At 64.8% G+C, this 15,620-nt stretch carries 13 protein-coding genes; 5 read left to right on the plus strand and 8 right to left on the minus strand.

What is annotated here, in order from left to right; genetic code table 11:
- Positions 1–40: 40 nt before the first annotated feature.
- From AC2T4A_RS23215 to AC2T4A_RS23225, 3 genes are all read right to left on the minus strand, one after another.
- Positions 41–2,188, minus strand: a complete 2,148-nt coding sequence (locus AC2T4A_RS23215; protein ID WP_486741914.1) for a methyl-accepting chemotaxis protein — start codon at positions 2,186–2,188, stop codon at positions 41–43.
- An 81-nt stretch (positions 2,189–2,269) separates the two neighbouring features.
- Positions 2,270–3,286 (minus strand): AraC family transcriptional regulator, encoded by a 1,017-nt coding sequence (locus AC2T4A_RS23220; protein WP_486741915.1) that lies wholly within the window; start codon positions 3,284–3,286, stop codon positions 2,270–2,272.
- Between the two features lie 51 nt (positions 3,287–3,337).
- Positions 3,338–5,017 carry an AMP-binding protein gene (locus tag AC2T4A_RS23225; RefSeq protein WP_486741916.1) on the minus strand — a complete coding sequence of 560 codons (1,680 nt, stop codon included), beginning with the start codon at positions 5,015–5,017 and terminating at the stop codon, positions 3,338–3,340.
- A gap of 502 nt (positions 5,018–5,519) precedes the next feature.
- On the opposite strand from AC2T4A_RS23225, the gene pbpG reads away from it, so the two are divergent.
- The 4 genes from pbpG to AC2T4A_RS23245 all read left to right on the plus strand — a co-directional run bounded on the left by pbpG (position 5,520) and on the right by AC2T4A_RS23245 (position 9,100).
- Complete coding sequence (pbpG, locus tag AC2T4A_RS23230; protein ID WP_478378439.1) at positions 5,520–6,452, plus strand: D-alanyl-D-alanine endopeptidase; 933 nt, start codon at positions 5,520–5,522, stop codon at positions 6,450–6,452.
- Between the two features lie 240 nt (positions 6,453–6,692).
- Positions 6,693–7,169, plus strand: coding sequence for a PaaI family thioesterase (locus AC2T4A_RS23235; protein ID WP_478378451.1), 477 nt, complete (start codon positions 6,693–6,695; stop codon positions 7,167–7,169).
- A gap of 15 nt (positions 7,170–7,184) precedes the next feature.
- Entirely contained in the window at positions 7,185–8,324 is a 1,140-nt protein-coding gene (locus AC2T4A_RS23240) for a thiolase family protein (protein ID WP_486743721.1), read from the plus strand.
- 209 nt (positions 8,325–8,533) lie between these two features.
- On the plus strand, positions 8,534–9,100 hold the full coding sequence (locus tag AC2T4A_RS23245; protein ID WP_478378438.1) for a TetR/AcrR family transcriptional regulator: 567 nt from the start codon (positions 8,534–8,536) through the stop codon (positions 9,098–9,100).
- A 280-nt stretch (positions 9,101–9,380) separates the two neighbouring features.
- On the opposite strand, the gene AC2T4A_RS23250 is transcribed toward AC2T4A_RS23245, so the two are convergent.
- Positions 9,381–10,187, minus strand: coding sequence for an SDR family NAD(P)-dependent oxidoreductase (locus AC2T4A_RS23250; RefSeq protein ID WP_478378437.1), 807 nt, complete (start codon positions 10,185–10,187; stop codon positions 9,381–9,383).
- A 339-nt stretch (positions 10,188–10,526) separates the two neighbouring features.
- On the opposite strand from AC2T4A_RS23250, the gene AC2T4A_RS23255 reads away from it, so the two are divergent.
- Positions 10,527–10,664, plus strand: coding sequence for a PSPA7_2676 family Cys-rich small protein (locus AC2T4A_RS23255; RefSeq protein WP_416746924.1), 138 nt, complete (start codon positions 10,527–10,529; stop codon positions 10,662–10,664).
- A gap of 67 nt (positions 10,665–10,731) precedes the next feature.
- On the opposite strand, the gene peaD is transcribed toward AC2T4A_RS23255, so the two are convergent.
- From peaD to peaA, 4 genes are all read right to left on the minus strand, one after another.
- Complete coding sequence (gene peaD / locus AC2T4A_RS23260) at positions 10,732–11,865, minus strand: quinohemoprotein amine dehydrogenase subunit beta (protein WP_416746922.1); 1,134 nt, start codon at positions 11,863–11,865, stop codon at positions 10,732–10,734.
- 29 nt (positions 11,866–11,894) lie between these two features.
- Positions 11,895–12,218: a quinohemoprotein amine dehydrogenase subunit gamma gene (gene qhpC / locus AC2T4A_RS23265; protein WP_015477047.1), complete on the minus strand. Its 324-nt coding sequence runs from the start codon at positions 12,216–12,218 to the stop codon at positions 11,895–11,897.
- 1 nt (position 12,219) lies between these two features.
- Positions 12,220–13,650 (minus strand): quinohemoprotein amine dehydrogenase maturation protein, encoded by a 1,431-nt coding sequence (gene peaB / locus AC2T4A_RS23270; RefSeq protein WP_486741917.1) that lies wholly within the window; start codon positions 13,648–13,650, stop codon positions 12,220–12,222.
- A gap of 211 nt (positions 13,651–13,861) precedes the next feature.
- Positions 13,862–15,433 carry a quinohemoprotein amine dehydrogenase subunit alpha gene (peaA, locus tag AC2T4A_RS23275; protein ID WP_486743722.1) on the minus strand — a complete coding sequence of 524 codons (1,572 nt, stop codon included), beginning with the start codon at positions 15,431–15,433 and terminating at the stop codon, positions 13,862–13,864.
- Positions 15,434–15,620: the final 187 nt, after the last annotated feature.

Below are 15,620 nucleotides of genomic sequence, written 5' to 3' on the forward strand. Positions count from 1 at the left end.
GCGGAGAAGCTCCGCTCCTACGAGAGCATGCGTGCGGACGTCAAACGCGGAACTGATCCATCAACCCCTGCTGATGGTTCGCCAGCTTGTTCAGCGACTGGCTGACCTGCGCCGATTCCTGCGCCTGGCTGGACAGTGACTCGGTCACATCACGAATCCCCGCCACGTTACGGTTGATCTCCTCGGCCACCGCGCTCTGTTCCTCGGCAGCGCTGGCGATCTGCAGGTTCATGTCGGTGATCACGCCCACCGCGTCACCAATGCGCTTCAGCGCCGCCACGGCCTGTTCGACCTGATTCACGCTGTCCTGCGCCTGGCGGTGGCTGTTGCTCATGGCGCCGACCACATCGCGGGTGCCGTTCTGCAGGCCTTCGATGACCTGGCGGATTTCCTCCACCGAATCCTGGGTGCGCTTGGCGAGGTTGCGTACCTCGTCGGCAACCACCGCAAAGCCACGCCCCGCCTCACCGGCACGGGCCGCTTCGATGGCCGCATTGAGTGCCAGCAGGTTGGTCTGTTCGGCGATGCCGCGGATCACTTCCAGCACCGAGCCGATCTGCTCGCTGCTGGCGGCGAGACCTTCCACCTGACTCATGGCGCTGCTCATGTCACTGGCCAGTTCGTCGATCAGGCGGGTGGTGTTGTCGATCACGCTGAGGCCGTCGCGGGTCGCACCGTCGGCACCACGGGCGGCGTCGGCGGCCATGGCGGCGCTGTTGGCGACGTCATGGGCGGTGGCGCTCATTTCCTGGGAGGCGGTGGCGACCTGGTCGACTTCGCGGAACTGCTGTTGCATGCCGGCGCTGGTCTGGCTGGCGATCTCCGAAGACTGGTCGGCGGTGGCGCGGGCGTCGTGCACCGAGGATTTCACGTCGCGGATGATTGGCTGCAGCTTGTCGAGGAAACGGTTGAACCAGCCGGCCAGCTCGCCCAGCTCGTCCTTGCCGGCGTAGTCCAGGCGCTTGGTCAGGTCGCCTTCGCCGCTGGCGATGTTGCGCAGCATGGCGGCGACGCCGAGGATCGGGCGGGTCACGCCGCGGGCGGTGAGCCAGACCAGCAGCAGGCCGACGATGGCAGCGATCAGGCCAAAGATGGTCTGCCACAGTGCGCCGCTGGAATTGCGCTCATCCAGTTGTTTCTGCAGTTCCAGCGCGGGCGCCAGCAGCACATCCTGCGGGACGTCGAGCACCACAGCCCAGGGTTTGGTGGCGTCCGGGATCGGCAGCAGCGGCTCGACCACGCGTAGCTGGCCGTCCTTCTCCAGCACCTGCGGGCGGCCGCTGGCCTGCAGGGAAAGCAGCTCGGCGGCCTGGCCAGGAATGGCTTTTTCCAGTGGCTGGCCGAGCAGCGCTTCGTTGCTGCTGTAGCCGGCGAGCAGGCCGGCGGGGCTGACGATGCTCACGCTACCGGCACCGTCATAGAGCTGGCGATCGCCATCGGCAGCCAGTTGCTGCAGGCGGCTGAGACTGATGTCGATACCGATCACGGCGATGACCTTGCCCTGGTCGATCAACGGGAAGGTCACGGTGGTCATCAGCACCTTGGTGCCCGACGCACTGTCGAAATAGGGGTTGAGTACGCAGGCCTTGCGGGTCTGCAGCGGGCACAGCTGCCAGGTGTTGAACGGGCTACCGTCGAGCATGGCCGTGGTGTCGGCGATCATGTCCTCGGTCACGGCCAGGCCGGTCATCTCACCGGAAGCCTTCTGCGCCCAGTAGGCGCCGAAGCGGCCCTTCTCGTTGCTGCCGGCGTCGGCCTGGTCGTGGAAGTTGGCGTCCTGGCCGTCCAGCGCATCGGGTTCGAAGACCACGTAGAGACTGAGCAGGTTCGGGTTGCTCTTCAGGCTGTCACGCACCAGCAGGTTGAGGTCCCTGCGCACGACGGCGGTGTCGGCGCCGTGCTTGGTGGACTGCTCGCGCAACTGGCTGACCTGGCGGGAAAACTGGTTGCCGAAGTGGTACACGTCGGTGAAGAAGCGCTGGATGATCTCCGCCTGCTGCTCGCTGCGCGCCTGCATCCGCGACTTGGCCGCGTCCTTGAGCATGTCTGCGTTGGCCGCCTTGATCAGCTGCGCATCGTGGTTCATCCGGAACAGCGAGAGACCGACCAGCAGGCAGACGATGCAGAGCAGGCAGAGGCCGGTCAGCAGCGTGATCTTCCACTGGATCGAGAGGCGGGACAGGGGCATGGTTGGCGTCCTTGAGCAACAAGCAATTCTTTGAGGTTTTATCGGCTTGTAAGGCGGCTACTTGAGCCGGGCCCTTAAATTTCAGGGCTCCTGGCGGATCAGCGCGCGGTATTGCCCGGGCGTCGATCCGGTCCATTTGCGGAAGGCCTTGTAAAAGGCGCTGGTGTCGGCGAAACCCAGCTCCTCGGCGAGGTCGGCAAAGTTGCCGTCGCCGCTGTCCAGCCGCGCAATGGCCAGATCGCGGCGCAGTTGGTCCTTGAGCGCCTGGTAGGACTGCCCTTCGGCGGCCAGCTTGCGACGCAGGGTCGAGGGCGCCATGTAGAAATGGCTGGCCAGCGCATCGAGGTCCGGCCAGCGCTCGAACTTCAGGCTGCGCAGGTAGGCCTTGGTACGTGCCGCGAGGCTCTGCGGGTCGCGGTAGCGCACCAGGATGTTGGCCGGCGCGCCATTGAGGAAACGCCGCAGCTCGCGCTCGTCGCGGCGCACCGGCAGCTCCAGGGCTTCGGCGTTGAACAGCAGGCGCGACTGGCGGCGCGCAAAGTTGAGGTTCTCGGTAAACATCACTCGGTAGTCAGCAATGAAATCCGGCTGGGCGCAGCGCAACTCGATGGCCAGGATCGGAATGCGCCGCCCTACCAGCCAGCACGCAAGGCCGTGCAGCATCAGCCACAGGGTGAAGTAGCAGAAGGCGCGCGGCGGTCGGCTCTCAGGTTCGTCAAGGACGATGGCGGCGAGACCGTCCTGGCGCACCAGGCGCGGGGTGAAGTCGTCGAATACCAGGCCCGTGAAGCGCAGGGCGGCGTTCATGGCCGTTTCCAGGGTCGGCTCACCAATCGCCGCGGCGGCCATGAAGTTGAAGCTGCCGGACTTCATGCGCCGGGCGTTCATGCCGAAGAATTCGTCGTCCATCTCCTTCGCCAGACGCAGCCAGAGCCGCGCGTAGGCCAGGCTGGAAACCCGCGCGTAGGGCTTGCCGAACAGCTCCGGGGCAATGCCGGCGGCGGCCAATAGCGGGCCGTCGTCGCGGCCGGCGCGACGAAACTCGGCCAGCGCTTCGCTGACCAGGCGGATGGAGATGGTGCCCTTCTCTACGCCCATGGCGCCCCGATACCGGGTACGCGCGCCAGGGCGCAGGAAGGCGAATTACGATCAACCACGCTTGGCGCGCACCTCTTCGATGCTGATCTCGCGCATGCGGAACTTCTGGATCTTGCCGGTCACCGTCATCGGGAACTCGTCGCAGAAGCGGAAGTGACGCGGCACCTTGAAGTGGGCGATGGCGTTCTTGCAGAAGGTGCGCAGCTCATCTTCCTCGACGCTGTGGCCGGGGTGGAACTTGACCCAGGCCACCAGCTCTTCGCCGTACTTCTCGTCGGGGATACCGATCACCTGGGCGTCGGCCACGGCGTGGTGGGTGTAGAGGAATTCCTCGATCTCGCGCGGGTAGATGTTCTCGCCACCGCGGATGATCATGTCCTTGCTGCGGCCGACGATGCGCACGTTGCCCGCTTCGTCCATCTCGGCGAGGTCACCAGTGAGCATCCAGCGCGCCGGGCTGATGGCCTCGGAGGTCGCCTGCGGGTTGTTCCAGTAGCCCAGCATCACGCTGTAGCCACGGGTGCACAGCTCACCGATGGTGCCGCGCGGGACGATGCGGCCGTCGGCGTCGATGATCTTGCTTTCCAGGTGCGGCTGAGTGCGACCCACGGTGGTGACGCGGGTTTCCAGGTCGTCCTCCGGGCCAGTCTGCAGCGATACCGGGCTGGTCTCGGTCATGCCGTAGGCGATCTGCACTTCGGCCATGTGCATCTCGTCGATGACCCGGCGCATCACTTCGATCGGGCAGGTGGCGCCGGCCATGATGCCGGTGCGCAGGCTCGACAGGTCGAAGTCGCGGCGAGTCGGGTGGTCCAGTTCGGCGATGAACATGGTGGGTACGCCGTACAGCGCGGTAGCTTTTTCTTCCGCCACTGCCGCCAGGGTCGCCTCGGGCTCGAAACTGGGCGCCGGGTAGATCATGGTGGAGCCGTGGGTCAGGCAGCCGAGGTTGCCCATCACCATGCCGAAACAGTGGTACAGCGGCACCGGGATCACCAGGCGGTCGTGCTCGGTGAGGCCGAGGCTGTCGCCGACCATCAGGCCGTTGTTGAGGATGTTGTAGTGGCTGAGCGTGGCGCCCTTGGGGAAGCCAGTGGTGCCGGAGGTGTACTGGATATTGATCGGCTCGTCGAACTGCAGCAGCGCCTGGCGCTCGGCAAGTTCGGCGGCGGCGATACCACGGCCCAGCGGCTCCAGTTGGCTCCAGCGCAGGAAGCCGGCGGGCGCGCTATCGGACAGGCTGATCACCCCGCGCAATTCCGGCAGGCGGTCGCTGGACAGCTCGCCCGGCCGCCCCTGCCCCAGCTCGGGCAACAGGTCGGCGAGCATGCCGTGGTAATCGGAGGATTTGAAGGCGTCTGCGCACACCAGCCAGCGGCAGCCGGATTGCTTGAGCGCGTACTCGAGTTCATTCACCCGATAGGCCGGATTGATGTTGACCAGCACGGCGCCGACCTTGGCGCTGGCGAACTGGGTAATGCACCACTGCGCGCAGTTGGGCGCCCAGATGCCCAGGCGGTCGCCGGGACGCAGGCCCAGGGCAAGGAAAGCGCGGGCGACGCCATTGACCACCTCGGCCAGTTCGGCCCAGGTGTAGCGCAGGTTCTGGTGACGCACGACCAGGGCTTCGCGCGCAGCGAAACGCCCGACGGTGGCATCGAAGGCAGCGCCGACGGTCATCGCCAGCAGGGGTTTGTCCTGGGGGCCGCGGGTGTAACTCAGGTGGTTCATGGCTTTCCCTTGTTGTGCTTGTTCTGGGATCAACGCTGAACGATCGGCCAGGCAGCGGCGCAGAGCGCCGTAGGCCAACCTGCCCGCGCAATCTGACTGATCGGTCGCGGGCTGCGAAGCATGTTTACGTTAACGTAAAGGTAAACGCAACCCCGACCATCGACCATGCGATACGCCGGCTGCCTCCGCACATTTCAGGATAGTCAGTCACAAAGCGTGCCATAGGACCTGAACCCCATAGCCGGCGCGCCCTTCAGAAGATTTAACGTGCTTCGTCAATGCACCTGGCCGGTTGCATTTCGCAACAGCTCGGGCAAGCTGCCGCGCCGCGATTGCCTGCACGGGTCGCGGCCTCTGCACGGCGGTCAGCGCAACGTCTCAACCTGTCGCAATCTGAGACGTTGCGCGCTACGTGCGCCCAGGCGGACCTTGCATTAGAATTCACCGAAAATGCCTACATGGATGTAGACAAATTCCCACTCAATGCTTGCGAATCACATCCATGACTAGTCGTCGTTCGATACTGAGCCTGCTGTTTGCCTGCGCCGCTGTTGTCTGTTCATCGAACACTTTCGCCGCCACCCCCGCCAAGGCGGCGTCCCCCAAAGAGCTGGTGCTCGCCTCCGGTAGCGCCCTGGTGGTCGACCTGGAGAACGGCAAGACCCTCTACTCCAGCAATCCCAACCTGGTGGTGCCCATCGCCTCGGTGACCAAACTGATGACCGCCATGGTCACCCTGGACGCCAAGCTGCCGATGAATGAGCTGATCCCCGTGGACATTTCCGAGACCGCCGAGATGAAGGGCGTGTTCTCCCGCGTTCACCTGGGCAGCATGATCAGCCGCCAGAACATGCTGCTGCTGGCCCTGATGTCCTCGGAAAACCGCGCCGCCGCCAGCCTCGCCCACAACTATCCGGGCGGTTCCAAAGCCTTCGTCGCGGCCATGAACGCCAAGGCGAAATCCCTCGGCATGACCAGCACCCACTATGTCGAGCCCACCGGCCTGTCGATCCACAACGTCTCCGACGCCAACGACCTGATCCGCCTGGCCAAGGCCGCCTACACCTATCCGCAGATCCGCGCGATGAGCACTACGGCGACCAGCGACGCACGCTTCAGCAAGCCCAGCTACTCGCTGAGTTTCTTCAATACCAACCCGCTGGTGCGCAACGGCAAGTGGGACATCCGCCTGACCAAGACCGGCTTCACCAACGATGCCGGCCACTGCCTGGTGATGGTCACCATGATGAACGGCCGTCCGGTTGCCCTGGCCCTGCTCGATGCCTTCGGCAAGCGCACCCACGTGGCCGACGCCGCGCGCATCCGCCGCTGGGTGGAGACCGGTGTCACCTCGCCGGTGCCCGCCGTCGCCCTGCAGTACAAGGCCCAGCGTAGCCAGGCCCGAGCGGCCGGCATGACCGCCACCGCCGAGTAAGCTCCTTCCCCGCGCTGGCGGAGCTCGCTCCGCCAGCCGCCCTCTCCTGCCTGCCCTCGCTTTACTGTTCTCGACCTGTCGCTTCAGCCCTGCTGGATGGCGCATCCATCACTTATATTCTGACCATCATTCAATGCTAATATGATGACCGTAATATTTAATTGCTGGAGCCTTGCGATGACCGAACTGACCCTGACCCGTGAACAGAAGATTGCTGCCTGGGAGATGGCGGCCGCGCAGATGCGCCAGCGCCTGGCCGAGCCCGGCGTGGTTTCGCTGCAGGAGTTGCGTGGCAAGACGCCGCAGGAGTTCTTCGATGGCATCGGCGCCGGCGAACTGCCTGCCCCGCCGATCAATGCGCTGATCGGCTTCGTGCCGCTGGAGTGGAGCCAGGGTCGCTTCATCTTCCAGGGCACCCCGGACATGCGCCACTACAACCCCCTGGGCACTGTGCACGGCGGCTACGCGGCCACACTGCTGGACTCGGCCATGGGCTGTGCGGTGCACACCATGCTCGAACCCGGGTTGGGCTACACCACCACTGACCTGCGCATCAGCTACATCCGCGCGCTGACCCGTGACACCGGACCGATCCGCGCCGAGGGCACCATCGTGCATATCGGCCGATCCACAGCCCTTGCCGAGGGCCGCCTGTACGACGTGGACGGCAGGCTCTACGCCACAGGGTCCACCACCTGCCTGATCCTCGGGCGCTGACAGCTGTTCAGGAGACTGACCATGACTTCCGTAGTGATCGCGGGTTATGCCCGCTCCCCCTTCCACTTCGCCAAGAAAGGCGCGCTGATCGACGTGCGTCCGGATGAGCTCGCCGCGCAGACGGTCAAGGGCCTGGTTGCACGTAGCGCCCTGGACGCCAACCTGATCGAAGACCTGATCATGGGCTGCGCCTACCCCGAGGCCGAACAGGGCATGAACCTGGCGCGCATCACCGGCTTCCTCGCCGGGCTGCCGGAGACGGTGGCCGGCGCCACGGTGAACCGTTTCTGCGGCTCGTCCATGACCTCCATCCACTTCGCAGCCGGGCAGATCCAACTCGGCGCCGGCGATGCCTTCATTTGCGCGGGCGTGGAATCCATGACCCGTGTACCCATGGGCGGCTTCAACCTGTCGCCCAACCCGCGCCTGCTGGCAGAATTCCCGCAGGCCTACATGCCCATGGGGCAGACCGCCGAGATCGTCGCCGAGCGCTTCGGCATATCGCGTGCGGACCAGGAAGCCATGGCCGTGGATTCCCACGCCAAGGCCGCCCGCGCCCGCGAGCAGGGCCTTTTGGCAGCGGAGATCGTGCCCATCGACACGCCCAACGGTGTGGTCAGCGAAGATGGCTGCATCCGGCCCGGCACCAACCTGGAAGCACTGGCGCAGCTCAAACCCGCCTTCGGCGGCAGCGTCACCGCCGGCACCGCCTCGCCGCTCACCGATGGCGCCGCGGCCGTGCTGGTGTGCAGCGAAGACTTCGCCCGCGACAACGGCCTGGACATCCTGGCGCGGGTGAAAGCCGTCGCCGTGGTTGGCTGCCCGCCGGAAATCATGGGTATGGGCCCGCTCTACGCGACCCGCAAACTGCTGGACCGCAGTGGACTGCGCATGGCCGACATCGACCTGGTGGAGATCAACGAGGCCTTCTCCAGCCAGGCGCTGGCCTGCCTGCGCGGGCTTGAACTGGATATCGACCGGGTCAACCTGCACGGCGGCGCCCTAGCCATCGGCCATCCGCTGGGTGCTACCGGCGCACGCATCACCGGCAAGGCAGCAGCGCTGCTGAAGGAAACCGGCGGGCGCTATGCCATTGCGACCCAGTGCATTGGCGGCGGGCAGGGTGTGGCGACGTTGCTGGAGGCCGTGCGCTGAGCTGAGAACCCACTCCTGCAAGGAGAGTTTTCGAGCGGTGCGACAACATCGCGGACGGAGTCCGCTCCTACGGGCTCAGCCTTGGGTAGGAGCGGACTCCGTCCGCGATCGTCTTTGCGCGTACGCCGGTGCCTGCCCTGAATCACCTCCCCTCGCCCACCCTGCGTTAGAATGTCACTCAGCATTCCATGATCCGCAGGAGACCGGTCATGCGTTATTCCGAAGACCACAAGGCCCAGACCCGCGAACGCATCATCAACGAGGCAGCACAACGCTTCCGCAGCGAAGGCGTGGACGCCACCGGCCTGCAGACGCTGATGAAGGCCCTGGGCCTGACTCACGGCGGCTTCTACGCGCACTTCAAATCCAAGGACGAGCTGGTGGAAATCGCCCTGCAGCAGGCCGCTGAGCAGTTGCGCCCGGTGGTCGACCAGCAGTTCCAGAAGGCCGAGCCGCTGCCCGGCTTCATCGACCAGTACCTCTCCCCCGGCCACCGCAACACGCCCGGCAAGGGCTGCCCGCTGCCGACCATCTCGGCGGAGCTGGGCGCCCGTGGCCATGCCAGCGCCACCACCGACGCCATCGTCCAGGCGCGCATCGACGCCATCGAAAAGGCACTGCCCAGCGAGCATGCCGAGGACGAGAGCGTGGCGCTGCTCGCCACGCTGATAGGTGCGCTGGTGCTGTCGCGCAGCGTGGCTGATCCGGCGATGTCCGACCGCATCCTGGAAAGCACACGGCGGCATCTGAAGCGGGAGATTGGCGCGGCGGAGTGATTGTCGCGGCTGCCAGGACGTGTCCGGCCCATTTACGCAATGGGCCGGTATTCACCTGTTGGTCCATGATCCGCCGCAGGACTTCGCGGACAAGGTCCGCTTCTACGGCGCGATGGGCAGTCGTAGGAGCGAGCTTGCTCGCGAACCTGCACGGCACGGTGGGAAGCGGTTCGCGAGCAAGCTCGCTCCTACAATGAGACCGGCCGCATCAATTTCCAGATGCGCATAAAAAAGCCCCGGCGCAAGGCCGGGGCAAGCTTTTCGCCACTCAGTTACTCGGTTACGCCACTGCCACGCCATAACGCTGCGCCGGGGAGCTGCGCGAGAGGTTCGGCGCCATCTTCAGGCGCGCGGCGGTGAAGGCTTCGAATTCACCCGCATCCGGCAGCGCCGGCAGGGTCACCACTTCGCCCTGGGCCAGACCGGCCAGCGCGGCGTCGACCATGTGGTTCACGTCCATCAGCATTTCCGCTGGCAGTGCGGAGATATCGGTGCCGGCACGGTCCCAGATTTCGGTACGGGTGGCGCCTGGCAGCACGGCCTGGATGCGCAGCCCTTGCGGGGCCAGTTCCTGTTGCATGGATTGGGTCAGGTTGAGCACGAAGGCCTTGGTGGCGCTGTAGCTGCCGTTGAACAACTCCGGCGCCAGCGCCAGCACCGAGGCCACGTTGATGATGGTGCCGCGACCACGCCCGACGAAGGCCTTGGCGGCGGCGCCAGCCAGGCGCGCGGTGGCGGTGACGTTCAGCTCGATCATGCTTTCCAGACGATCCAGGTCGGTTTCCAGCAGGGTGCCGTTGATCGCCACGCCGGCGTTGTTCAGCAGCAGGCTGATGCTGGCGTCCTCGGCCAGGCGCGCTTCGACGCGAGCACGATCCTCGCGGCGGGTAAGGTCAGCCTTGAGCACATCCACCGAAACGCCGTATTCCTCCCCCAGACGAGCGGCCAGGGCTTCCAGGCGTTGCTGGTCGCGGGCCACCAACAGCAGGTCATAGCCCTGGGCGGCCAAGCGTTGCGCGTAGGTGGCGCCGATGCCGGAAGAAGCGCCAGTGATCAGTGCGCGGCCCAGTTCGGATTTGGCATTCATGGTTCTTTCTCCAGTGGGGCGACTCCGCCCCGCATGCAAGGGATGTGAGGGCCCGCAGGCCGTCTGGAATGTCCGACCCGATTTGAATTATGGCCGTCATCTGAAGCTAAATATTATGCTCATAATATTATCTGTCAAGACCCATTTCCTAAGGGTGACGAGTGGTAACCAGAGCGGCGGCAGACTGCACTGGACGGGCCATGGCGGCCATTTGGCGGTTTAGATTGCCCATTCTAGAGGGCACGCGAGAGGCTGCCTGCGTCTCCACACAAGAACAAACCGGGAGCCACCCTGCACCTTTCTGCCTGTCTCAACACCGGCGATGCCGGAGGAGGACACATGCGATTGCGCTGCTTTTTCCTGGGCTGTGTTTGGGATGAAGGGAATCTGACCGAGGTCGGCCATGTGCCGATGGTTTGCCAGCGTTGTACGCGCTGCGGTGCGCAGCGTTATCTGAGCCCCGAGCCGGAAGTCTGAAGTCGGCCCGAAAAGAAATGCCCGGAGCACGCAGGTGCTCCGGGCATCGGGTCTCGCTCGGTAACTATCAGTTGGCCACGAACGCCTGGCTGGTGGTGATCGCCATATCGCCGCCGGGCAGCTTCAGATCGCCGAGGCGCTCCAGGCTGTCGGCATCGAAGATCGCCACGTCGTTCAGGGTGCCGGTCAGGTACAGCTTGGTGCCGGCCTTGTTGGTCGACAGGCAGTAGTACGAGTGGTCCAGGTTCGCCGCCTTGACCAGCTTCTGCTCCTTGATGTCGTACTTGGCCAGGCGGTTCAGCACGCCGTAGACGATGTTGCGGTCCTTGGCCGAGCGGATGCCGCTGAAGTACACCTCGGTGACCGGTCCGAAGTCGACGGTCTCGGTCTTGCCGGTAGCCAGGTCGATGTTGAAGAAGCCGTAGAGGAAGTCGGCCGTGGCCATGTCCTGCTTGGCGTCCTTGAACTTCGCCGTGGTGTAGAGCAGCGAGAAGTCACGCGGGTAGGTCTGCTGGTTCCACACGTAGAGCACATCTGGCGGCGCGTAGTTGGGACGCTTCCAGTTGCGACTGGGGATGATCACGTCGAACTTGCCGGTCTTCACGTCCACCTTGTAGATGTCCGGGCCCGCCACGTAGAGGGTGCCGTCGTCGCCACTCTGCATGATGGTCAGCTGACGCGGCGCCGGGAAGGTGCGCACCGGCTTGGCGCCCATGCCGTCAGCCACCGAATACACCTGCAGGCGCGGCTGCTGCACCTCGTAGTGCTCGGCGAGGATCAGCGTCGGGTTGGCGATGGCGTAGATCTCCTTGCCGTCATGGCTGACGGTCATGGAGAACATCGCCCGCGCGTTCTCGCCCGGCTTCTGCGCGATGGTGGCGTGGAACACCGGTTTGCAGTCATCGAGCTGGATGCCGTAGATGTCCGCGTAGTGGTTGCTGAGGATGTAGACGGTCTTGCGGTCCGGCGACAGCTGGGTCATGCCTGGGCCGTAGGCGCCGGGGATGGTGCAGGTCTTGAACAGTTTGTCGGTCTGCATGTCGATGACGTGCAGATTGTTCGGGTAGTTGGTGCTGATCAGGTACTCGTGGCCACTTTCCAGCGCTTTGCCCGTATCGGCGCCGGCATCGGCGGCGACGGCTTGTAGCGCGCAGGCCAGCGAGAGGCCACCGAGCGCGGCGGCGAATGCTTTTCTGGACATGCAGGTTTTCCTCTTGTTCTTCTGACTGCTCATTTGTCGTCCGGGAATACGGTGCCGAGGTTGCGCCAGTTCTCGGCCGAAGCCTGCGCATCCTTGTTCCAGTCGGGGTAGGTGCTCATCATGTCCGGCACCTGGGCCGGCCACCAGCAAGGGTCGGAGCAGCCGTAGAGGTCCGCTTCCATCGGCTGGCAGAGCGAGGACACGCCGCCGAACACGTCGACTTCCCAGCCCGGGTCGGTGGTGGCTGCGCAACCAGCCACGGAGTTCATCGCCACCACGTCCTCGATGCGATCCTCGGCGGCGGCCTGTTCGAGCTTCTGTGCTTTGGTGTTGATCGCTTTCAGATGTTTCATGTCAGTGCGCCTTCCGCGGAGTGATGTGGCGGTCGATGAAGCTGGGGTTGGAAGCCATGATCCGGCTGTAGACCTCGATGCCGAAATCGACCCAGTCCCTCATCAGTTCGCAGTAGTGGTAGGTGGGGTGCGCCGGGTCGCCATAGCGCGCATAGCTCTCGTGGTAGCAGCCGCCGGAGCAGAGGTTGCGGATGTGGCAGCTGGCGCAGCCGGTGTCGGTACGGTCCAGGCGCTGCGACAGGAAGTCGTTCAGCTCGACCTGCTTCACCCCTTCATGGACATTGCCGAAGGTCGGCAGTGACGAGCCAGTGAAGCGGTGGCACAGGTTCAGCTCGCCCTTGTGGTCCACCGCCAGCATCTTCAGCCCGGCGCCACACGGCAGGGCTTTCTTCTGCCCTTCGTGGATGTCGGTGATCAGTTGGTGCAGGTTGGAGAAGCCGATGTTGCGCCCCTCCAGCGCCTCGTCCAGGTAGCGGCGACCGAGGGCCTTCATGCCGGCGAAGACCGCCTTCAGCTCGTCCCCGGTGAGGTTGTAGCTGCTGATATCGCCCGAGGTGACCGGGGCGAAACCGACTTCGGCGAAGCCCATCTCGTTGAACAGGTGGTTCCAGATGGTCTCGACATCGGTGACACCGGTGGTCAGGGTCACCCGTGCGCCGACCGGCCGTGCGGTGTAGCGCGACAGCAGCATGTCGGCCTTGCGCCGCACCACGTCATAGGTGCCCTGCCCGCCCACGGTGATGCGGTTGCGGTCGTGCACCGTCTTCGGCCCGTCGATGCTGATGGACAGCCCGAAGCGATGGGCGTTGAGCCAGTCGACGATTTCCTCGGTGAGCAGCGTGGCGTTGGTGGTCATGACGAAGTCCACCGTTTTGCCCAGCTCGCCGAAACGGTGCTCGCAGTACGCGACCATGTGTTCGATCAGCGGGCGGTTGGACAGCGGTTCGCCGCCGAAGAACACCACGGTGTAGCGCTGCTCGTCGGGGGATTCCTGGATCAGCATTTCCACCGAGGCTTCGGCGGTTTCCGCGGCCATCTTCTTGCCGGCGGAGGGCTTGTCCAGGTCTTCCTTGTAGCAATAGGTGCAGCTCAGGTTGCAGCCGGTGTTGACGTTCAGCACCACGGTGTTGAGCGCGGTGCGGTCAACCTTCTTGATGCCGATTTCAGGGGTCAGCGGCGAGCCGTCGCTGACCAGCTCCAGCGCGATCAGCTCGCGCAGGGTCTCGTCGATTTCCTCGGCGCCGAAGCGCCCGGCCAGGCGTTGGGTCAGCTCGTCCGGCGAGCAGGCATGCCCGCGCAGCGCGTCGATGATCCCGCCGGTCAACTCGTCGCTGGCGAACAGCGAGGAGCTGGGGATATGGAACAACAGGCGGTCGGCGTCGACCTGCACTTCATGCAGGTTGCGCTCGACCAGATTCAAGATGGCGCCCATGGCGACCTCCCGGAACATACTTGTCATCCCCGCCCGGGTTCCCTGCCAGTATCGGCTGCGCGTCGGCCGGCCTTCGTTAAAAACATCTGCGGAATGCTCATTTGCAGTTGCAAACTCCGCTTCCACCGCTGTTTTTGCCTTGTCCGTCTCTAGCTCGCTCGATCCTGATCAGGGCCCCAAGTGAGGCGTTCAGTTCATCTGATCCCGTTCATCACGGAATCGGCGGGTTGTTCCAGCGCTGCACGGTGACGATCATGTGCCCTTCGCCCTTGTGCGACTGGCCGGCGTCGTCCACCGCGGCGATCACCTTCAGGTTGCCGGCGTTGTTGGTCATCATCTTGCGCGCCGGATTCGGGCCGGCGTCGCCCGGTGTGAAGATGCCGCTGTCAGCGTCCATCACCCCGGCGTACTTCACGTCCTCGTCTTCCTTGGCGCGGTCATCGAACGGCTCGACCGACCACTGTGCGGGGAACACACCGATGCGGAACGGCTTGCCGTCGGCGCCCTTGCCCCAGGCCTCGGCGTCGAAGCTGCCCTGGACCTTGGGCGTGGAGCCGCCATTGCCGCCGATGCGGGAGATGGAGAACTCCGGCACCACCTTCACTTCGGCGATGTCCTTGTACACCGCGAGGCTGCCGCCCTTGGCGGTGCCCACGGTGACATCGCGTTCGCCCACGGCGGCAGCGGCATCGGCCTTGACCTTGACGGTCACGCGCTCGGGCGTCTCGGAAACCACCGACACCACCTCCACGCCCTTGCCGAACGATGGCTTGCCCTTCAGGCCGGTGCCGACGACGCTGACTTCGGTCTGCGCACCGGCCTTCAGGTAGGCAGGCTGCACGCCCAGCACGTGGCTGGTGCCGCTCTGCGCGGCGACGAAGTCCAGGCCGCGCTCGTCGTGGGCCTTGTCGAACATGCGGCCCTGCATCTGGCCATTGAGGGCGGCGAATACCTGGCGCATGGTCACGTCGCCGACTTTCACCGCGCCGCGCCATTCGTAGCCGTTGTAGAGCACCGCGCTGCCCTCGCCGTCGAACGGCGAGCCGTCGGCATACTTGCCGGTCACGCTGACCTTGAAGGCATCATCGCCATCCTTCGCCACCTTCATGGTGCCGGCAACATCCCCCTTGCCCGGCATGTGGCCGGCGAAGCTCCATTCCCCAGCCAGTGTCTCGGCCTTTGGTCGGTTCTTCTGCCAGTCGCTCCAGGCCTTGTCTTCCAGCGGGAAGCGTTTGGCCAGCTCCGGGACCATCTCTTTCTTCGCCAGGTCGAACCAGTCGCGGTCGCGGGCCAGGGCCTGGTATTCCAGCGACGGCCAGCGGCCGAGGTGGAAGTTCACCAGCTTCTCCCACTCCGCCGCCGGGCGACGTTGCAGGGCGATACGCGCGCCCGAGTGGCAACGGGCGCACATCTGCTCGAAGTTGGTATCGAATTTCTCGACGGTGTTCAGCCGGCGCTCGAGGGCGTAACGCACGCCTTCGGTCTCGCTGGGTGCCAGGCCCTGCTTGTCGGCGAGGAACTTGACCACCGCACGACGCTCCTCGTCGGTGATCTTCAGGCCGTACATCACCTGCATGCGGCCGATGCTCATCAGCCAGCCCTCGGGGGTCTTGCGCTGGTGGCTGATGCGGCTCAGGGAATTGTTGCCTTCTGGCGTATGGCACGCCTGGCACTTGGCGTTGATGATCGCCTGGCCTTCGGGTGCGGCCTGGGCCGTCTGGTGGAGCGCAAGGGCCAGTGCGGCCAGGGTTCCGGCACCCAGATAGTGCCGAAGTCGTGTCATCTTCAAGGTCAGGCCTCCTCGGTATTCTTGTTGGTTATTGGCGCCCACCGATGGGCTAAGAACCTGCTTACGATCTGCTGCGCGTCGGCAAAACTGCGTTGAAATCGATTTCGGGATGCTCATTTACTGCGAGTAAACTCCGCTCCCTCGCCCGATTTCGCCTTGTTCTGCTCTAGCTCGCAAGATC

Source organism: Pseudomonas sp. PVC-3-1 (assembly GCF_057444315.1).

Coding starts and splice junctions, on each gene's coding strand:
- AC2T4A_RS23215 (WP_486741914.1), bottom strand. CDS start 2,188: ATGCCCCTGTCCCGCCTCTCGATCCAGTGGAAGATCACGCTGCTGACC.
- AC2T4A_RS23220 (WP_486741915.1), bottom strand. CDS start 3,286: ATGGGCGTAGAGAAGGGCACCATCTCCATCCGCCTGGTCAGCGAAGCG.
- AC2T4A_RS23225 (WP_486741916.1), bottom strand. CDS start 5,017: ATGAACCACCTGAGTTACACCCGCGGCCCCCAGGACAAACCCCTGCTG.
- pbpG (WP_478378439.1), top strand. CDS start 5,520: ATGACTAGTCGTCGTTCGATACTGAGCCTGCTGTTTGCCTGCGCCGCT.
- AC2T4A_RS23235 (WP_478378451.1), top strand. CDS start 6,693: ATGCGCCAGCGCCTGGCCGAGCCCGGCGTGGTTTCGCTGCAGGAGTTG.
- AC2T4A_RS23245 (WP_478378438.1), top strand. CDS start 8,534: ATGCGTTATTCCGAAGACCACAAGGCCCAGACCCGCGAACGCATCATC.
- AC2T4A_RS23250 (WP_478378437.1), bottom strand. CDS start 10,187: ATGAATGCCAAATCCGAACTGGGCCGCGCACTGATCACTGGCGCTTCT.
- AC2T4A_RS23255 (WP_416746924.1), top strand. CDS start 10,527: ATGCGATTGCGCTGCTTTTTCCTGGGCTGTGTTTGGGATGAAGGGAAT.
- peaD (WP_416746922.1), bottom strand. CDS start 11,865: ATGTCCAGAAAAGCATTCGCCGCCGCGCTCGGTGGCCTCTCGCTGGCC.
- qhpC (WP_015477047.1), bottom strand. CDS start 12,218: ATGAAACATCTGAAAGCGATCAACACCAAAGCACAGAAGCTCGAACAG.
- peaB (WP_486741917.1), bottom strand. CDS start 13,650: ATGGGCGCCATCTTGAATCTGGTCGAGCGCAACCTGCATGAAGTGCAG.
- peaA (WP_486743722.1), bottom strand. CDS start 15,433: ATGACACGACTTCGGCACTATCTGGGTGCCGGAACCCTGGCCGCACTG.